Here is a 15,101-nt window from a genome sequence, read left to right as displayed (position 1 = left end):
CATGGTCTGGGGTGGGTCTTTCTTTCTTCTGGCAGTCATGGGCGAGCCGATCCTGCGCGAGACCGGGTGGGATGGCCATTGGGTCTACGGCGCGCTGTCGCTGGGCTTGATGGTGTCTGCACTGCTGGCGCCACTGTCGAGCCGCTTGGTCGCGCGCTACGGTGGGCGCCGGCAGTTGGCCGCGAGTGGAGTCGTGGTGGGGGCGGGGCTGTTGCTCGTCGCCAACGCACACAGCCTGCAAGTGTTCCTGCTGGCCTGGGTGGTGATTGGCGTCGGCATGGCCATTGGTCTTTACGAAGCCCTGTTTGCCACCCTCGGCGCCTTGTATGCCGAGCGGGCGGGCAGGGCGATCACTGGCATCACCTTGATTTCCGGTTTTGCCACCACGATCACTTGGCCGCTGGTGGCGTACGCCATCGACCAGTTCGGCTGGCGGGTCACCTGTACCGCCTATGCACTTATGCTGATTGTCGCGGTCGCGCCGCTTTACCTCTGGGTACTGCCTGCGGGCCCGCACGGGGCCACAAGCAAGCCTGTGGCGGCGGCGACCGACGTCAGCGTCGACCGGCGTTTGTACCTGTTGCTCATGTGGATCTTCGCGTTCGGTGCGATCATCATGACCGCTGTTTCGGTGCAACTGGTGGCAGTGCTGCAGGGGTTGGGCCATAGCCTGGCCACGGCAATCGCGCTGAGTGCGCTATTGGGGCCCAGCCAAGTGGCTTCGCGCGTGCTGCAGATCGTCGCCCGCAAACGACACCCGATCTGGACCGCCCTGGTGTCTTCAGTATTAGTGGCGGTGGGCGTGGCACTGGTTGCCCTGGCGCCTGGCGCAACGGCACTGGGGTTGTTGCTCTACGGCTGCGGCAACGGCCTGCGGGCCATCGTCCGGGGTTTGCTGCCTCTGGCGCTGCTGCCGCCGGCGCAGTACGTGGCGCTGATGGGCAAGATGTCGCGGCCTTCGCTGATCGGTCAGGCGCTGACGCCGCTGGTCGGTGGCTACCTGCTTCAGCAGTTTGGCGCCATGGCTGTGCTGGCAACACTCGCTGCCTTGGCCGTCGTCAATGTCGTGCTGGTGCTGCTGGTCATGCGCTCACTGCCGGGCCGGCCCGTGTGAACGCCAACCATCGAGGAGACAATTGCAATGTCACAATTGGACCGTGAAGAGCTGCTGATCGATGGCCCAGTGGGCAAGCTCCACCTGCTGCTCGATCATCCATCAACCTCAGCGAAGGGGGTGGCTATTGTTAGCCATCCGCAACCACTGTTGGGCGGCAGCCCCCGGCACATCGTGCCAGTGACCCTTGCCCGGCAGTTGTGTGCCAGCGGCTGGCTGGTGGTGCGGCCGAGTTTTCGTGGGGTGGGGTCAAGCGAGGGCAGTCATGATGGCGGCATCGGCGAGACTGCGGACAGCCAGTCGGTGCTCAAGCACATGGCTGGAATCATGCCAGGGCGGCCCATCGCCTTGATCGGTTTCTCTTTCGGCGCCCATGTGTTCGCAAGGCTGGCCTGCGCATCGGTCGGAGAGTTCGACGCCTTGGCCCTGCTGGGGCTGCCGGTCGGCGATGTACCGGGGGGCCGCCATTACCCGGCGCCGGACCTGCCCGACGATTGCCTGCTGGTGCACGGCGAGTGTGACCAGATGGCGCCCCTGGTCAGCCTGATGGACTGGGCCGCTGGCGAGCACCGCCGCGTATCGGTGTACGCCGGCGCCGACCACTTCTTCAAAGGCTGCCTGAGCCGGGTCGCAGAAGAAGTCTGCCGCTATCTGCAGGACAAACTGCCCGAAAGCCCGGTGTAGATGGCCATGCCTGCCAGGCATAGCTGTTAGACCCGAGGCGCCTCTTCCCCCAAAACGAAGCTATGCAAAGCTGTACCCGAGTTGGCACAAAAATAACAACAAGGGTAAGCGATCATGAATGCAGACATGAGCACGGCACGTCCGTTGACGCGCAAAGAGCGTACAACCGCAATTGTGGGCGTGTGTTCCGGCAACCTGGTGGAGTGGTACGACTTCTTCATCTATGCCTACACCTCCATCTACTTCGCATCACTGTTCTTCCCCGCTGGCGACCAGACCAGCCAGCTGCTGGCGACGGCCGGCATCTTTGCCGTCGGCTTTTTCATGCGCCCGCTGGGCGGCTGGATCTTCGGCTATATCGCCGATACCCGGGGGCGCAAGATCTCGATGATCATCTCGGTGTTCATGATGTGCGGCGGCTCGTTGATGATCGCGGTGATGCCCACGTATGCCACGGTGGGTGTCGCCGCGCCGGTGCTGCTGGTGATCGCGCGGCTGATGCAAGGGTTGTCGGTGGGCGCCGAGTACGGCACTGGCGCCACCTACATCAGCGAGGTATCCCGCGCCGGGAAGCGCTCGTTCTACGGCTCGTTCCAGTACATGACGATCATTGCCGGGCAACTGCTGGCGCTGCTGACGGTAGCGGTACTTCAACTGGTGCTGTCGGAACAGGACCTGAAGGCCTGGGGCTGGCGGGTGCCGTTCCTGATCGGCGCGCTGGCTTCGATCGTGGTGGTCATCCTGCGCCGCACCATGCGCGAGACAGCCACTGAAGCAGGGATGAAGAGCAAGGAATCCGGCTCGCTCCGGGGCCTGATGCAACACCGGCGCGCGGTGCTGCTCACCTTCACCATCACCATCGGCTGCTCGCTGTACTTCTATACCTTTACCGCGTACATGCAGAAGTTCCTGGTAGTGAGTGTCGGCATTCCGGCCCCCACGGTCAGCATCATGATGGCTTGCGCATTGGTGATCTTCATGCTGGCGCAGCCGGTGTTCGGCATGCTCGCAGACAAAATCGGCGTGCGCCGCAACATGATCTTGTTCGGCCTGCTGTCCACTTTCCTGGTTATCCCGTTGCTGTCCGCGATCAAGACAGTGCAGGACCCGCTCGCAGCGTTTGGGCTGGTGCTCGCCGGTTTGCTGATTGCAGCTTTCTATACACCGGTCACCGGGGTGCTCAAGGCCGACTTCTATCCACCGACTGTGCGCGCACTGGGTGTGGGCCTGCCTTACGCCGTAGGGGCCGCGATGTTCGGCGGTTCGGCCGAGTATGTGGCGCTGTCCTTCCGCTCTGTGGGAATGGAGCAGTACTTCTACCTGTACGTGGCGGCCATCGGCGCCATCACCCTGGTGTCGGCCTTGTTGATGCCAGACCTGGGCAAGCATGGTTATCTCGATGGCGACGGCAAGGTTGAGGAGAACATCGGCGTACGCAAGTTCATGGGGCGTAAATCCCTCCCTACCCACCCCAGCCATTGAGGCGAGGCGAGCATGACTGCTGAAAGGAAAAAGATCGTGCGCTTCGACGTCTGGTATCACCCGGTGATGGCCCAGACGTTCGAGGCTTCGCCAGGTGTCGTGCTGCAAACCGTTGCCCGTGACCAGTCGCCTGGCGTCATCCTGCAGGCGCTGCGCAGTTGCCAGGTGTTTCAGATACCCTCGGCGCGGGACGAGCTCCCACCGCAGTGGCGTATTACCGAGGCGCTGCTCGGGCAGTTGCCTGACCTGCTTTGTGTCTCTACCAATGGTGCAGGCTTTGACACGGTGGATGTCGAAGCCTGCACTCGCGCGGGTGTCCTGGTCGTCAACCAATCGGGCGCCAACGCCCAATCGGTGGCCGAAGCCACGGTGGGGTTGATGATCGATTGCGCGCGGCGGATCAGCGAATCGGACCGGCGCTTGCGCCGGGATCGCGGCTTTTCTCGCGAAGACCTGATGGGTAGCGAGTTGTGCGGCAAAAGCTTGGGTCTCATCGGTATCGGTGAGATTGGTACACGTGTCGCGTGCATAGCCCAGGCCCTGGGCATGCAGGTCCTGGCCCATGATCCCCTGCTGAGCGCGGAACAGATCGGCCAACGGGGCGCTACCAGTTGCACGTTGCAGAGCCTGTTGCAGCACAGTGATGTAGTCTCGCTGCATTGCCCACGTCTGGCCTCGACCTTGAACCTCATGAACGCGTCGGCTTTCGCAGCGATGCGCAAAGGGGCTGTATTCATCAACACTGCACGTGGCGGCTTGCATGACGAGGTCGCCCTTTATGACGCGTTGGCCTGCGGCCATCTTGGCGCTGCGGGAATCGACGTTTGGGACCAAGAGCCGCCTGCGCTGGATCATCCTTTGCTTGGCCTTGAAAACGTGGTCGGCCTGTATCACACCGCAGGCGTCACGCGCGAGGCGCGCAAGCGCATGGGCGCGTGGGCGGCAGAGCAGATTCTGCAGTTGCTGCGCGGGGAGCCGGGGCCACGCATGGTCAATCCGCAGGCGTTTGAAGCGTTCCGGCAACGGCTAAGGGGCAAGGATCATCGCGATACCTAGTACCGCTTGCAGCGTGCTCTGGCGGGCGCTGTTCCGCCAGAGACGGCTTAGGTCAGTGATCGGGCTGTAGCAAGGCATTGCACATCCGCAAGATGTGCTGCTCGATCCAATTTTCATCGAAGACCGTATTGCCAACCCGCAGACTGTTGCCGCTCTCGATGATCGCCAAGATGGCAACGACAGTTCGGGCAGGGTCGCTCACGCGGTACAGGCCTAGAGCGCACCCCCCCTCGATAATCTGGCGGAGTGGCTCGGCCAGTTGCCCCATTGCCCGCTCCAGCCAGAGCCGGTGGCGGTCGTCCAGGTGCCTGACTTCGTGACGAAGGACCATCTCCTCCTGGGGAAGGGCCACTTGCCGTGCCAGCGCAAAACGCACATAAGCATGCAGAGATTGAGGTTGGGCGCCGTTTTCCCAGGCCTGCTTGCGGCGTTCGATGATCTCCAGCACCACATTGAGCAGCAGATCCTGTTTGCAATCGACGTGATGGTAAAGGCTGCCGGGAAGAATGCCGACGCGCAGGGCCAGCTTTCTCATGGTCATGGCGGTATAGCCAATCTCGACCATCAGTTCGGTTGCAGCCTGGGTCAGGGAGGAGGGACAGGCACGGGCGGCTTCAAGCATAGGCCGGCAACCTCGAAAGTGCTCGCAGCACCTGGCAGAGCAGGCGTTTGCAGTGGCGCCGGGGCCGGGGTGTACCAGTGAGCAGACACATGTGGCACCTCTCTGGATAGGTGCCCCCGGTACCGCTCACCGCTGCGCGTCAGAACAGAGGTGGTGTGCGGTGCCGGGAGCGATAACGGAGGCTTCAGCCGGCTTGGAGCAGCATGGCCCGGGCGCGAAGGATCACGGGGGCGTCGACCATCTGGCCATCGAGGGTGAATACGCCGGCGCCAGTTTCAGCGTGTTCAACCACCCGCTGCGCCCAGTCCAGCTCGGCTGCCGAGGGCTTGAGCGCGGCGTGAATCACGTTGACCTGGCCAGGATGGATGCACAGAGCGCCGGCAAAGCCCATGTCCCGGGCGAAACGCACCTGGCGCTGCAGCCCGTCGGTGTCCTGAATGGCCGGGAACACGCCGTCCAGCGGCGCGGCCAGCCCGGCGACCCGGCTGTGCAGCAGCACCGCGTAGCGGGCATGGCCCAGCACCTGTTCGGCAGCGGCGCTGCCGGTGTTCAGCCCGAGGTCCAAGCCCAGGTCCAGGCTGCCGAACGACAGCCGATCGACGCCTGCTGCAGCCGCCAGGACGGGCAGGGCAGCCAGGCCCTTGGCACTTTCGATAATCGGCCACACCGCTTTGCCGGTGGCATGCACGCGCTCGATCTGGCCGACGGTTTCGGCCTTTGGCAGCAAGATGCCGACGACCCCGGCGTGGCGCTGGCACAGCGCCAGGTCGGCCTCATGGGCCCAGTGGCCTGGCGCGTTGACGCGCACCAGCACCTGGGCTTGGGATTGGTCGCGGAGAAACAGCTCAAGGTTGTCGCGCGCTTGTTCCTTGAGCGCTTCTTCAACGGCATCCTCGAGATCGACGATGACGCGGTCGGCGCCGCTGGCCAGGGCCTTGGGAATGCGCTCTGGGCGGGTGGCCGGTACAAACAGCGCGCTGCGTACGATTTCTGTATTCATGAGCGTGCCCTCTGGACGAATTCAATTTCGCCTACCTGCGCCTGGCCTGCCGGATTGCCCGCCCAGAGCTGCGCTTTGCCGTCGCCGGTCAGCCGTCCGCCGACCTCGAACGCATCCGGGCAGATCAGCGGGCGCACACCCCGATAGCTGAAACGGCGTACGCTCAACTGCGGATTGGCCCGCACGAAGGCGCGAAGGTTCAGCGTGGCGATCAGCGGACCGTGAACCACCAGCCCCGGGTAACCTTCGGTTTCGGTGACATATGGCCAGTCGTAATGGATGCGATGACCGTTGAAGGTCACCGCCGAATAGCGGAACAGCAGGGTAGGATCTGGTTGAACGTTTTCACTCCAATCGCCGTGGGGCATCGGCTCGGTGCCGCCAAGCTTGGGTGGCGAGGGCTCGCGGTAGACGATGTCCTGTTCTTCGACCAGGGCCCGCTGCCCATCCTGCACGTACTCATGCTGCACGGTGACGAACAGCAGGGAGCCGGTGCGCCCGTGCTTTTCCTCGACATTGAGGATGGTCGAGCGGCGGGATACCTGGGCATCGACCCGCAGCGGGCGCATGAACTCCATGCGCCCCCCGGCCCACATGCGGTTGCGGTTGTCCGCCGGCGGCAGAAAACCGCCCCGGGCTGGGTGGCCGTCGCCACCCAGCCCGGCCGCTTCGACCGGCTCCTGGAAAAACGCCCAGTGCCAGAGCGCGGGCAAGGCGTCGCCAGGGGCGGGAGCCGGCTCGCTCAAGGTAGCGGCAATACGCTTGACGAGGTTATGGCTGATGCGGTCATGGACGGTCTCGCTGCGGCCGATCCATGTTTGGAGTGCGGGTGAGCTCATTTTCTTATAGTCCTTTACAGCGTCGAAGTCAGTGCCGGGACGATCTCGAACAGATCGCCGACCAGGCCGTAATCAGCTATCTGGAAGATAGGTGCCTCTTCGTCCTTGTTGATAGCGACAATGACCTTGGAGTCCTTCATGCCGGCCAGGTGCTGGATAGCGCCGGAGATACCCACGGCGATGTACAGCTGCGGCGCCACGATCTTGCCGGTTTGCCCGACCTGCATGTCGTTAGGCACGAAGCCTGCGTCCACCGCGGCGCGCGAAGCACCGACCGCAGCGCCGAGCTTGTCGGCCAGGCTGTACAGGTGCTTGAAGTTGTCACCGTTGCCCAGGCCCCGGCCGCCGGACACCACGATCTTGGCGGCGGTCAGTTCGGGGCGCTCGGACTTGGCCAGCTCTTCGCCGACAAAGGCCGACAGACCTGCATCTGCAGCCCCCGCCAGCGCCTCGATTGGCGCGCTGCCGCCTTCTGCCGGCGCGGCTTCAAACCCGGTGGAACGTACGGTGATGACCTTGACCGGAGCACTGGATTGCACCGTGGCAATGGCATTGCCGGCGTAGATCGGACGCTTGAAGGTGTCTGCGGACTCGACCGAAATGATCTCTGAGATCTGGTCGACATCCAGCAGCGCGGCCACCCGCGGCAAGAGGTTCTTGCCGTTGCTGGTGGCCGGGGCCAGCACATGGCTGAAGTCGCGACCCAGGTTGGCCACCAACGGCGCCACGTTTTCCGGGAGCTGATGGGCGTAGGCAGCATCGTCTGCGAGCAGCACTTTGGTCACCCCAGCGCACTGCGCGGCGGCGAACCCCACACCGGCCACGTCCTGGCCGGCTACCAGCAGCGCGATGTCGGCGCCGATCTGGCGGGCGGCGGCCAGGGTGTGCAGCGTAGGGGCGGCGAGGGTGTGATTGTCGTGTTCAGCAACTACCAGAATGCTCATCAAATCACCTTCGCTTCGTTTTTCAGCTTCTCGATCAGTTCGGCCACCGATTTGACCTTGATGCCCGCGCTGCGGGCAGCCGGGGCTTCAACCTTGAGGGTCTTGTTGGTGGAGGCCAGTGATACGCCCAGCGCGTCGGGAGTGACCATTTCCAGCGGCTTCTTCTTGGCCTTCATGATGTTCGGCAGTGACGCATAGCGCGGCTCGTTCAGACGCAGGTCGGTGGTGACGATGGCTGGCATGTTCAGGGCCACCGTCTGCAGGCCGCCGTCGATCTCACGGGTAACCTCGAGCTTGTCAGCCGCCACGGCGACCTTGGAGGCAAAGGTGCCCTGGGCGTAGCCGGTCAGCGCGGCAAGCATCTGGCCGGTCTGGTTGTTGTCACTGTCGATGGCCTGTTTACCGAGTATCACCAACTGCGGCTGCTCCTTGTCGACAACGGCTTTCAGCGCCTTGGCCACGGCCAGGGAGTTCAGTTCGTCAGCGGCTTCGACCAGGATGGCCCGGTCGGCACCCAGGGCCAGGGCAGTACGCAGTTGCTCCTGGGCAGTAGTCGGGCCGACGGATACCACGACGATCTCGGTCACAACACCTTTTTCCTTCAGGCGCACGGCCTCTTCCACAGCGATTTCGCAGAAGGGGTTCATGGACATCTTGACGTTAGCAAGGTCGACGCCGGAGTTGTCCGCTTTGACGCGAACCTTGACGTTGTAGTCGACCACTCGTTTGATTGCGACGAGCACTTTCATAGGCAGGGATACTCTGTTTAAGCGTTGGCAACGGCGTGAAAAAAGAGGGGTCAGATGACCCCTGCAGTGCGCAGTTGCTGAATACGTTCATGGGGCAGGCCGAGCTCGGTAAGGATGCTTTCGTTGTGCTGGCCCAAGGCGGGGACAGGGTCCATGCGCGGCGCATAGGCGTTGCTGGTGGCCGGCGGCAACAGGCTGGGCACCGGGCCGGCGGCAGTGTCGATGCGCCGCCAGCGGTCGCGGGCCTGCAGTTGCGGGTGGGCCCAGACGCCCTGCATGTCATTGACCTTGGCATTGGCGATGCTGGCCCCATCGAGGCGCCCTATCACAGTGTCGAAGTCCAGTGCAGCAAATGCCTCGACGATCAGTCCGCGCAGCGCATCGCGATTGGTCACGCGCGTGAAATTGGCGCTGAAGCGCTCATCACTGGCCAGTTCCGGTTGCTGCAGCACCTGTTCGCAGAAGAGCTGCCACTCGCGCTCGTTCTGCAGCCCCAGCATGACGGTGCTGCCGTCGCCCACCGGGAAGGGGCCATACGGATAGATGGTGGCGTGCGCCGCGCCAGCACGTGGCGGTGGTGCGGCGCCCTCGTAGGCGTAGTAGAGCGGGTAGTTCATCCACTCTACCAAGGCCTCGAGCATGGACACTTCCACCTGGCTGCCGATGCCGGTCTTTTCCCGCAACAGGACCGCCGAAAGGATACCGGTATAGGCATACATGCCAGCGGCGATATCAGCGATCGAGTTGCCGGCCTTGGCCATCCCTTCTTCGCCAGGCCCGCCGGTGACCGACAGGAAACCGCCTTCGCTCTGGATCAGCAGGTCATAGGCCTTTTTCTGTTCGTAGGGGCCGCCCGCGCCGTAGCCCGAGATATCGCAGACGATCAGCCGCGGGAATCGCGCGTGCAGCGCCTCGAAGTTCAACCCCAGGCGCGCGGCCGCACCCGGTGCCAGGTTTTGCACCAGCACATCGGCCTGCTCCAGCAACTGATCAAGGATGTCGCTGGCGACTTCCTGCTTGAGGTCCAGGGCCAGGCTTTCTTTCGAGCGGTTGGTCCACACGAAATGCGAGGCCAGGCCGTTGACCCGCTGGTCGTAGCCCCGGGCGAAATCGCCACTGCCGGGGCGCTCCACCTTTATGACGCGGGCGCCGAGATCGGCCAGCTGGCGGGTGCAGAAGGGCGCCGCGATCGCGTGTTCAAGGCTGATGACGGTAATGCCGTCAAGGGGGCGGATGGGCTGGCTCATGGTGTTGTCTCTCTTGTTATGACAGGCCCCCGTGCGGCACAGGGGGGTAGTACGGATCAGAACGAGCGCGGCAGCTCCAGCAGGTGTTCGGCCACGTAGGACAGGATCAGGTTGGTCGAGATCGGCGCCACCTGGTACAGGCGGGTTTCACGGAATTTACGCTCTACGTCGTATTCATTGGCAAAGCCGAAGCCGCCGTGGGTCTGCAGGCAGGCGTTGGCCGCTTCCCAGCTGGCCTTGGCCGCCAGGTACTTGGCCATGTTGGCGGCCGCCCCGGCGTTGCGCCCGCTGTCGTATTCGGCGCAAGCGCGCCAGCGCATCAGGTCGGCGGCTTCGATCTCGATGTGGGCCTCGGCGATGGGGAACTGCACACCCTGGTTCTTGCCGATCGGCCGGCCGAACACCTCGCGGTCACGGGCATACTGGCTGGCTTTCTCGACGAACCAGCGGCCATCGCCGATGCATTCGGCGGCAATCAGGGTGCGCTCTGCATTGAGACCGTCGAGGATGTAGCGGAAGCCTTTGCCTTCTTCACCAATCAAGCTGCTAGCGGGAATTTCCAGGTTGTCGAAGAACAGCTCGTTGGTTTCGTGGTTCACCAGGTTGGCGATCGGCTGCACGGTCAGGCCGTTGCCGATGGCCTCGCGCAGGTCGACCAGGAAGATCGACATGCCATCGACCTTTTTTATCACCTCGGCGAGCGGGGTGGTGCGGGCCAGCAGGATCATCAGGTCGGAGTGCTGCACACGCGAGATCCACACCTTCTGGCCATTGATTACATACTTGTCACCTTGGCGAACCGCGGTGGTCTTGATTTTGGTGGTGTCGGTGCCGGTGGACGGCTCGGTCACGGCCATCGACTGCAGGCGTAGCTCGCCGCTGGCCAGTTTGGGCAGGTAGTAGCGCTTCTGCTCTTCGCTGCCGTTACGCAGCAAGGTGAACATGTTGTACATCTGGCCATGGATGGTGCCGGAGTTGCCGCCGCATGCATTGACCTCCTCGAGAATCACCGACGCCTCGGCCAGGCCCAGGCCGGAGCCGCCGAACTCTTCCGGAATCATCGCCGACAGCCAACCCTCGTCGGTCATGGCCTTGACGAAGGCTTCAGGGAAGCCCTTTTCCTCGTCGATCTTGCGCCAGTATTCGGCGGGGAAGTCGCCACACAGGGCGCGGACACCCTCACGAATGGCCTTGAGTTCTTCGTTATTGTTGTCGTGCATCATCATTCTCCAAGGTGGGCCGGGCCGGCAGCGTCATCGTGGTTCGGCCGCCGGCCGACCCTGTAACACGGTCAGATTGGCTGGAAGCCCAGGGCAGCGCGGAAGCGGTTCTTGACGTAATGGCCATCGCGCGGCGGCAATACGCGCGGAGGGTTCTCGGCCTTGATTTTCACCGTAGCCAGCTTGACGCCATCGCGGTTGGCGAAACGCTCGCGCAAAGCATGCACGCCGTCCATCTCACGGATTTCCTGGGTCCAGGCAAAACCGCAGGTATCGGCGACCCGCTCGAGCTGGATGCCGAACCCGGCGTGGCTGACCTGCATGCCTGTCTCGCCGAAGTGGCCGTTATCCAGCACCACGATGGTCAGGTTCTTCGGCTGCTGCAGGGCAACGGTGGCCAGGGCGCCAAAGCCCATCAGCAGTTCGCCGTCGCCGGTGATCACCACCACGCTCTTGTCCGGTTGCGCATTGGCCAGGCCCAAACCGACAGTGATGGCGCTGCCCATGGCGGCCCAAAGGTAATAGTTGTTGGCATGATCGCCAGCGGCCATTACATCGTACGAGGCCGAGCCCAGGCCGGTGACCACCAGCACATCGTTGCGATCGGCGAGCAGGGAACGGACGACTTCACGGCGGCACAGCACGTGGTTGGCACTCACTTGACCCATTTCTTTTCTCCGATCAGACGCTGGCCGAGCAGCAGGGCAGTGGCGGCATCACCGTTGAAGGCCATGGTGGCGGCGCCATGCAGCAGGGGCGCGACGTCCTCTGGCTGGTCGGCGCGCCAGGTCATCACCTTCATCAGGTTCAGGGACGCTTCGGTGGCCTGGCCCATTGGGTTCTGCCAGGCGTTGAACTCGGCCCAGTCACCACGCATGGTCACCACCATCAACAGCGGGAAGCCGGCGCAGTTCTGCAGGGCGAGGGTGTTGATGCAGTTGCCGACACCGCTCGACTGCATCAGCAGGGCGCCGCGTTCGCCGCCCAGCCAGGCGCCGGCCAGGTAGCCGATGCCTTCTTCTTCGGTGGTAAGCACAACGGCCTTGATATCGGGGTCGGCGTAGGACATGCGGATGGCTGCCGAGTGGCCGGCATCCGGGACGAACACGACGTGCTTGACGTCGTGGGCCTTGAGGACACGGAACACGTCCTCTTGCCAGTTCTGTTCAGCTTCTTGCGATGACATGCGTATCTCCCGGCAGTGCTGCTTTTGTTTTTCCACATGATGGGGGGAGTTGAGGTGCACGACGACTACCGTTTTTTTCTTTGAGATATGCCGGGCCGGCATAGGTTGGCCCATGGAATGGCGGGTCGGCGTTTGGTGTGGCCAGCTGCCGGATGGGGGCAGGCTTGGCTCGCGCAGGAGCGGCTGCCTCTATAGAAAGCGGGCATAGCTGATAGACACATGCAGCGCTTATGGGCCGCAGGCAAAGACGTTAGGTTGTCCACTCGGTTGCGGCCGCGCCGCTGTCGAATCAAAACAACAATAAGATCGAGGGTTGTCCATGATGCTTCGTTACCTGCGCACACTCGCCGGGTGGCTCATTGCCGAGCCGCCATTGGCCGATACGCCAACCTCGCCCTGCCGGTTCCGGCACCTTGCACTGTCCTACTTCGTTCCGTAATGCACTGCTCAGGCGGTGACGGATCCTATTGCTTGAATACAGGTGCTCAATGAGACTCAAACTACCGTTGGCGGGCTGGATACTGCTGGCCATGTTTCTCGGCGTGATGATCGGCTACGTCATTTTTCTTACCAGCCCGGACAAAGCCGCTGCCGCCCATACCGCCGGGTACATCTCGGTGATCTCGGACGTGTTCCTGAGGCTGATCAAGATGCTGATCGGGCCGCTTGTGTTTTCCACCCTGGTGGTAGGCATCGCCCACATGGGCGATGCCGGTGCAGTGGGGCGGGTATTCGGCAAGGCCATGATGTGGTTCTTGACGGCCTCGCTGCTGTCGCTGGCGGTAGGCTTGATGATGGCCAACATCCTGCAACCAGGGCTGCACCTGGCACTGCCACTGCCGGACGTGAGTGAAACCACTTCGCTGCAGACCTCAGCCTTTACCCTCAAGGCCTTTGTCACCCACCTGGTACCCAGGTCATTCGCCGAGGCACTGGCCAACAACGAGATCCTGCAGATCGTGGTGTTCTCGCTGTTCTTCGGAGTCGCCCTGGCGGCGCTGGGGGAAAAAGCCAAGGGCCTGGTACGCCTGGCCGATGAGCTGGCGCAGGCCATGCTGCTCATCACCGGCTACGTCATGAAGCTGGCGCCCTTGGCCGTCATGGCGGCGATGGCTGCCACGGTGGCAGTCAATGGCTTGTCGATCCTCGCCACGTTCGCCGTGTTCATGCGCGACTTCTATCTGGGCTTGGTCTTGCTGTGGATGTTGCTGGTGCTGGCCGGTGCGATGTTCCTGGGCCGGCGGGTGTTCGCCTTGCTGGCACTCATCAAGGAGGCGTTTCTGCTGGCGTTCGCCACTGCCAGCTCGGAATCAGCCTACCCGAAACTCCTCGCGGCGCTGGACCGCTTTGGGGTCAGCCGCAAGATTTCCAGTTTCGTGATGCCAATGGGCTACTCGTTCAACCTCGATGGCTCGATGATGTACTGCACCTTTGCCGTGCTGTTCATCGCACAGGCCTACGGTGTAGAGATGACCCTCGGCACACAGATCCTCATGCTGCTGACCTTGATGCTGACCTCCAAAGGGCTGGCAGGGGTGCCTCGGGCATCGTTGGTGGTGATTGCCGCAACACTGGTTCAGTTCGATATTCCCGAAGCGGGGCTGCTGCTGATTTTGGGCATAGACACCTTCCTCGACATGGGGCGTTCGGCCACCAATGCCGTGGGTAACTCGATCGCCACTGCGGTGGTGGCCAAATGGGAAGGGGAGTTGCAGGAACCGGAGGTGGAGCAGCCAACCCCACGCGCTACTCTCCCGCAAGCAGATAAGCCAATAGGTTGAGCCAGGCGCTCGGCTTCTAACTGCTATGCTCAAATTCTATAGCTGGTGCCCCGGGCTGTCTTTAGACTGTCAAACACGCCGCTCCAATGGCGCCCCTCTCCCTGCTAGTGGCTTAACGATGGACGTAACGCAACTTAAAACCCTGATCCACGTGGCAGAACTTGGCAGCTTGAGCAAGGCGTCGGACCGGCTGCACGTGGCGCAACCGGCATTGAGTCGGCAGATCCGGCAGTTGGAAAAGGAGCTGGGCGTCTATCTGTTCGAGCGCCATGGCCGTGGGATGGAAATCACCGCAGCGGGGCTCGAGGTGCTGGAGCGGGCCACCCGCATCATGAACGAGCTGGAATCCATTCGTACCTCGGTGGCCGGCGGCCGCGCGGCGTTTCGCGGCATGGTCGCCATCGGCACCACGCCGACCATCGCCGAGATCGTCACGGTTCCGCTGGTCAAGCGCATCAGCGACACCCACCCGGACCTGTCCATCCGCTTTTCATCGGCCTTCAGCGGCTACCTGCTGGACTGGTTGCAGCGCGGCGAACTGGAACTCGCGATCTCCTACGATCCGCAGCCCCTGCATACACTGCGCATCGAACCGGTGATGATGGAAAACCTGGTGCTTGTCGGCCCTCCCGATTCTGGGCTGGGTCTCGATACGGCGGTACCATTCGCACAGTTGGCCAGTGAACCGATGGTCTTGCCCAGCCCCCGTCATGGGCTGCGCAAGATCATGGACCAATGTGCCCTGGAGCGCGGCTTCAAGATCACCACCAGCGTCGAGGCGGATTCATTCGGCGCAATGATCGACCTGGTGCGCAATGGCTTCGGCTACACCGCATTGCCCTTGGCGTCGATCTACTCGCGCTTGAACGACGGCACTCTGTGCGCCGCACCGCTGGTCGACCCCACGCCCATGCGCAAACTGGTGCTGGTGCTGCCGGCCGATCGCCAGGTGAGCCCGGCAACCCGCTATGTCGGCCAGACCTTCGTCGATATTGCCTCGGAGCTGGTGGCCGAAGGTATCTGGGCTGGGCATATGCTGTGACGCAACCACAGTCAGCTATTCAATTGAGGCATAACTGCTAGAGGGTAGCGGGTCTGGCCGCTATTCAAGCGAGGGCGTAGCTTTGCTCGGGAATAAAAGTCAGTGCGCTTTCGCTGACTTGTAAAATAATAGATC

The 15,101-nt window shown here is 62.8% G+C and carries 15 protein-coding genes; 6 read left to right on the top strand and 9 right to left on the bottom strand.

What is annotated here, in order from left to right; translation table 11 throughout:
* Nucleotide 1: 1 nt before the first annotated feature.
* The 4 genes from AC5O5R_RS15930 to AC5O5R_RS15915 all read left to right on the top strand — a co-directional run bounded on the left by AC5O5R_RS15930 (nt 2) and on the right by AC5O5R_RS15915 (nt 4,336).
* Nucleotides 2-1,114 (top strand): MFS transporter, encoded by a 1,113-nt coding sequence (locus tag AC5O5R_RS15930; protein ID WP_172224679.1) that lies wholly within the window; start codon nt 2-4, stop codon nt 1,112-1,114.
* A gap of 27 nt (nt 1,115-1,141) precedes the next feature.
* Nucleotides 1,142-1,798 (top strand): alpha/beta hydrolase, encoded by a 657-nt coding sequence (locus tag AC5O5R_RS15925; protein WP_172224682.1) that lies wholly within the window; start codon nt 1,142-1,144, stop codon nt 1,796-1,798.
* Between the two features lie 126 nt (nt 1,799-1,924).
* Complete coding sequence (locus AC5O5R_RS15920) at nt 1,925-3,280, top strand: MFS family transporter (protein WP_494514530.1); 1,356 nt, start codon at nt 1,925-1,927, stop codon at nt 3,278-3,280.
* Nucleotides 3,281-3,292: 12 nt separating this feature from the next.
* Nucleotides 3,293-4,336 carry a hydroxyacid dehydrogenase gene (locus tag AC5O5R_RS15915; protein ID WP_172232673.1) on the top strand — a complete coding sequence of 348 codons (1,044 nt, stop codon included), beginning with the start codon at nt 3,293-3,295 and terminating at the stop codon, nt 4,334-4,336.
* A gap of 52 nt (nt 4,337-4,388) precedes the next feature.
* Here AC5O5R_RS15915 and AC5O5R_RS15910 read toward each other — a convergent pair whose 3' ends face one another.
* The 9 genes from AC5O5R_RS15910 to AC5O5R_RS15870 form a co-directional block, all read right to left on the bottom strand.
* Complete coding sequence (locus tag AC5O5R_RS15910) at nt 4,389-4,958, bottom strand: TetR/AcrR family transcriptional regulator (protein WP_172232676.1); 570 nt, start codon at nt 4,956-4,958, stop codon at nt 4,389-4,391.
* Nucleotides 4,959-5,142: 184 nt separating this feature from the next.
* Entirely contained in the window at nt 5,143-5,958 is an 816-nt protein-coding gene (locus tag AC5O5R_RS15905) for an HpcH/HpaI aldolase/citrate lyase family protein (protein ID WP_172227345.1), read from the bottom strand.
* On the bottom strand, nt 5,955-6,797 hold the full coding sequence (locus AC5O5R_RS15900) for an HTD2 family dehydratase (protein WP_172227346.1): 843 nt from the start codon (nt 6,795-6,797) through the stop codon (nt 5,955-5,957). Before AC5O5R_RS15900 ends, AC5O5R_RS15905 begins: the two co-directional genes overlap by 4 nt.
* Before the next feature lie 14 nt (nt 6,798-6,811).
* Complete coding sequence (locus AC5O5R_RS15895; RefSeq protein WP_172227348.1) at nt 6,812-7,741, bottom strand: electron transfer flavoprotein subunit alpha/FixB family protein; 930 nt, start codon at nt 7,739-7,741, stop codon at nt 6,812-6,814.
* Nucleotides 7,741-8,490, bottom strand: coding sequence for an electron transfer flavoprotein subunit beta/FixA family protein (locus tag AC5O5R_RS15890; protein ID WP_172227350.1), 750 nt, complete (start codon nt 8,488-8,490; stop codon nt 7,741-7,743). Before AC5O5R_RS15890 ends, AC5O5R_RS15895 begins: the two co-directional genes overlap by 1 nt.
* 50 nt (nt 8,491-8,540) lie before the next feature.
* Nucleotides 8,541-9,737, bottom strand: coding sequence for a CaiB/BaiF CoA transferase family protein (locus AC5O5R_RS15885; protein ID WP_172227352.1), 1,197 nt, complete (start codon nt 9,735-9,737; stop codon nt 8,541-8,543).
* Between the two features lie 56 nt (nt 9,738-9,793).
* Nucleotides 9,794-10,957 (bottom strand): acyl-CoA dehydrogenase family protein, encoded by a 1,164-nt coding sequence (locus tag AC5O5R_RS15880; protein ID WP_172227354.1) that lies wholly within the window; start codon nt 10,955-10,957, stop codon nt 9,794-9,796.
* Nucleotides 10,958-11,028: 71 nt separating this feature from the next.
* A complete protein-coding gene (locus AC5O5R_RS15875) occupies nt 11,029-11,625 on the bottom strand; it encodes a thiamine pyrophosphate-dependent enzyme (RefSeq protein WP_172227356.1) in 597 nt (198 codons plus the stop codon).
* Nucleotides 11,613-12,143, bottom strand: a complete 531-nt coding sequence (locus tag AC5O5R_RS15870; RefSeq protein WP_110744360.1) for a thiamine pyrophosphate-binding protein — start codon at nt 12,141-12,143, stop codon at nt 11,613-11,615. Before AC5O5R_RS15870 ends, AC5O5R_RS15875 begins: the two co-directional genes overlap by 13 nt.
* Before the next feature lie 488 nt (nt 12,144-12,631).
* Between AC5O5R_RS15870 and AC5O5R_RS15865 the strand changes: the two genes are divergently transcribed.
* Both AC5O5R_RS15865 and AC5O5R_RS15860 read left to right on the top strand, forming a co-directional pair.
* Nucleotides 12,632-13,924 (top strand): dicarboxylate/amino acid:cation symporter, encoded by a 1,293-nt coding sequence (locus AC5O5R_RS15865; protein WP_172227358.1) that lies wholly within the window; start codon nt 12,632-12,634, stop codon nt 13,922-13,924.
* Nucleotides 13,925-14,042: 118 nt separating this feature from the next.
* Nucleotides 14,043-14,966 carry a LysR family transcriptional regulator gene (locus tag AC5O5R_RS15860; RefSeq protein WP_172227360.1) on the top strand — a complete coding sequence of 308 codons (924 nt, stop codon included), beginning with the start codon at nt 14,043-14,045 and terminating at the stop codon, nt 14,964-14,966.
* Nucleotides 14,967-15,101 lie beyond the last annotated feature (135 nt).

The sequence above is a fragment of the Pseudomonas sp. 8_5_2 genome (genome assembly GCF_059295255.1).
The sequence above is the reverse complement of the archived record's forward strand: the minus strand, read 5'-3'. Positions and strand labels throughout refer to the sequence as shown.

What these genes read in the sequence shown, in the direction of transcription:
- AC5O5R_RS15870 (WP_110744360.1), bottom strand. Translation starts at nt 12,143, where the DNA reads ATGTCATCGCAAGAAGCTGAACAGAACTGGCAAGAGGACGTGTTCCGT.
- AC5O5R_RS15910 (WP_172232676.1), bottom strand. Translation starts at nt 4,958, where the DNA reads ATGCTTGAAGCCGCCCGTGCCTGTCCCTCCTCCCTGACCCAGGCTGCA.
- AC5O5R_RS15895 (WP_172227348.1), bottom strand. Translation starts at nt 7,741, where the DNA reads ATGAGCATTCTGGTAGTTGCTGAACACGACAATCACACCCTCGCCGCC.
- AC5O5R_RS15920 (WP_494514530.1), top strand. Translation starts at nt 1,925, where the DNA reads ATGAGCACGGCACGTCCGTTGACGCGCAAAGAGCGTACAACCGCAATT.
- AC5O5R_RS15905 (WP_172227345.1), bottom strand. Translation starts at nt 5,958, where the DNA reads ATGAATACAGAAATCGTACGCAGCGCGCTGTTTGTACCGGCCACCCGC.
- AC5O5R_RS15930 (WP_172224679.1), top strand. Translation starts at nt 2, where the DNA reads ATGGTCTGGGGTGGGTCTTTCTTTCTTCTGGCAGTCATGGGCGAGCCG.
- AC5O5R_RS15885 (WP_172227352.1), bottom strand. Translation starts at nt 9,737, where the DNA reads ATGAGCCAGCCCATCCGCCCCCTTGACGGCATTACCGTCATCAGCCTT.
- AC5O5R_RS15925 (WP_172224682.1), top strand. Translation starts at nt 1,142, where the DNA reads ATGTCACAATTGGACCGTGAAGAGCTGCTGATCGATGGCCCAGTGGGC.
- AC5O5R_RS15860 (WP_172227360.1), top strand. Translation starts at nt 14,043, where the DNA reads ATGGACGTAACGCAACTTAAAACCCTGATCCACGTGGCAGAACTTGGC.
- AC5O5R_RS15890 (WP_172227350.1), bottom strand. Translation starts at nt 8,490, where the DNA reads ATGAAAGTGCTCGTCGCAATCAAACGAGTGGTCGACTACAACGTCAAG.
- AC5O5R_RS15880 (WP_172227354.1), bottom strand. Translation starts at nt 10,957, where the DNA reads ATGCACGACAACAATAACGAAGAACTCAAGGCCATTCGTGAGGGTGTC.
- AC5O5R_RS15865 (WP_172227358.1), top strand. Translation starts at nt 12,632, where the DNA reads ATGAGACTCAAACTACCGTTGGCGGGCTGGATACTGCTGGCCATGTTT.
- AC5O5R_RS15900 (WP_172227346.1), bottom strand. Translation starts at nt 6,797, where the DNA reads ATGAGCTCACCCGCACTCCAAACATGGATCGGCCGCAGCGAGACCGTC.
- AC5O5R_RS15875 (WP_172227356.1), bottom strand. Translation starts at nt 11,625, where the DNA reads ATGGGTCAAGTGAGTGCCAACCACGTGCTGTGCCGCCGTGAAGTCGTC.
- AC5O5R_RS15915 (WP_172232673.1), top strand. Translation starts at nt 3,293, where the DNA reads ATGACTGCTGAAAGGAAAAAGATCGTGCGCTTCGACGTCTGGTATCAC.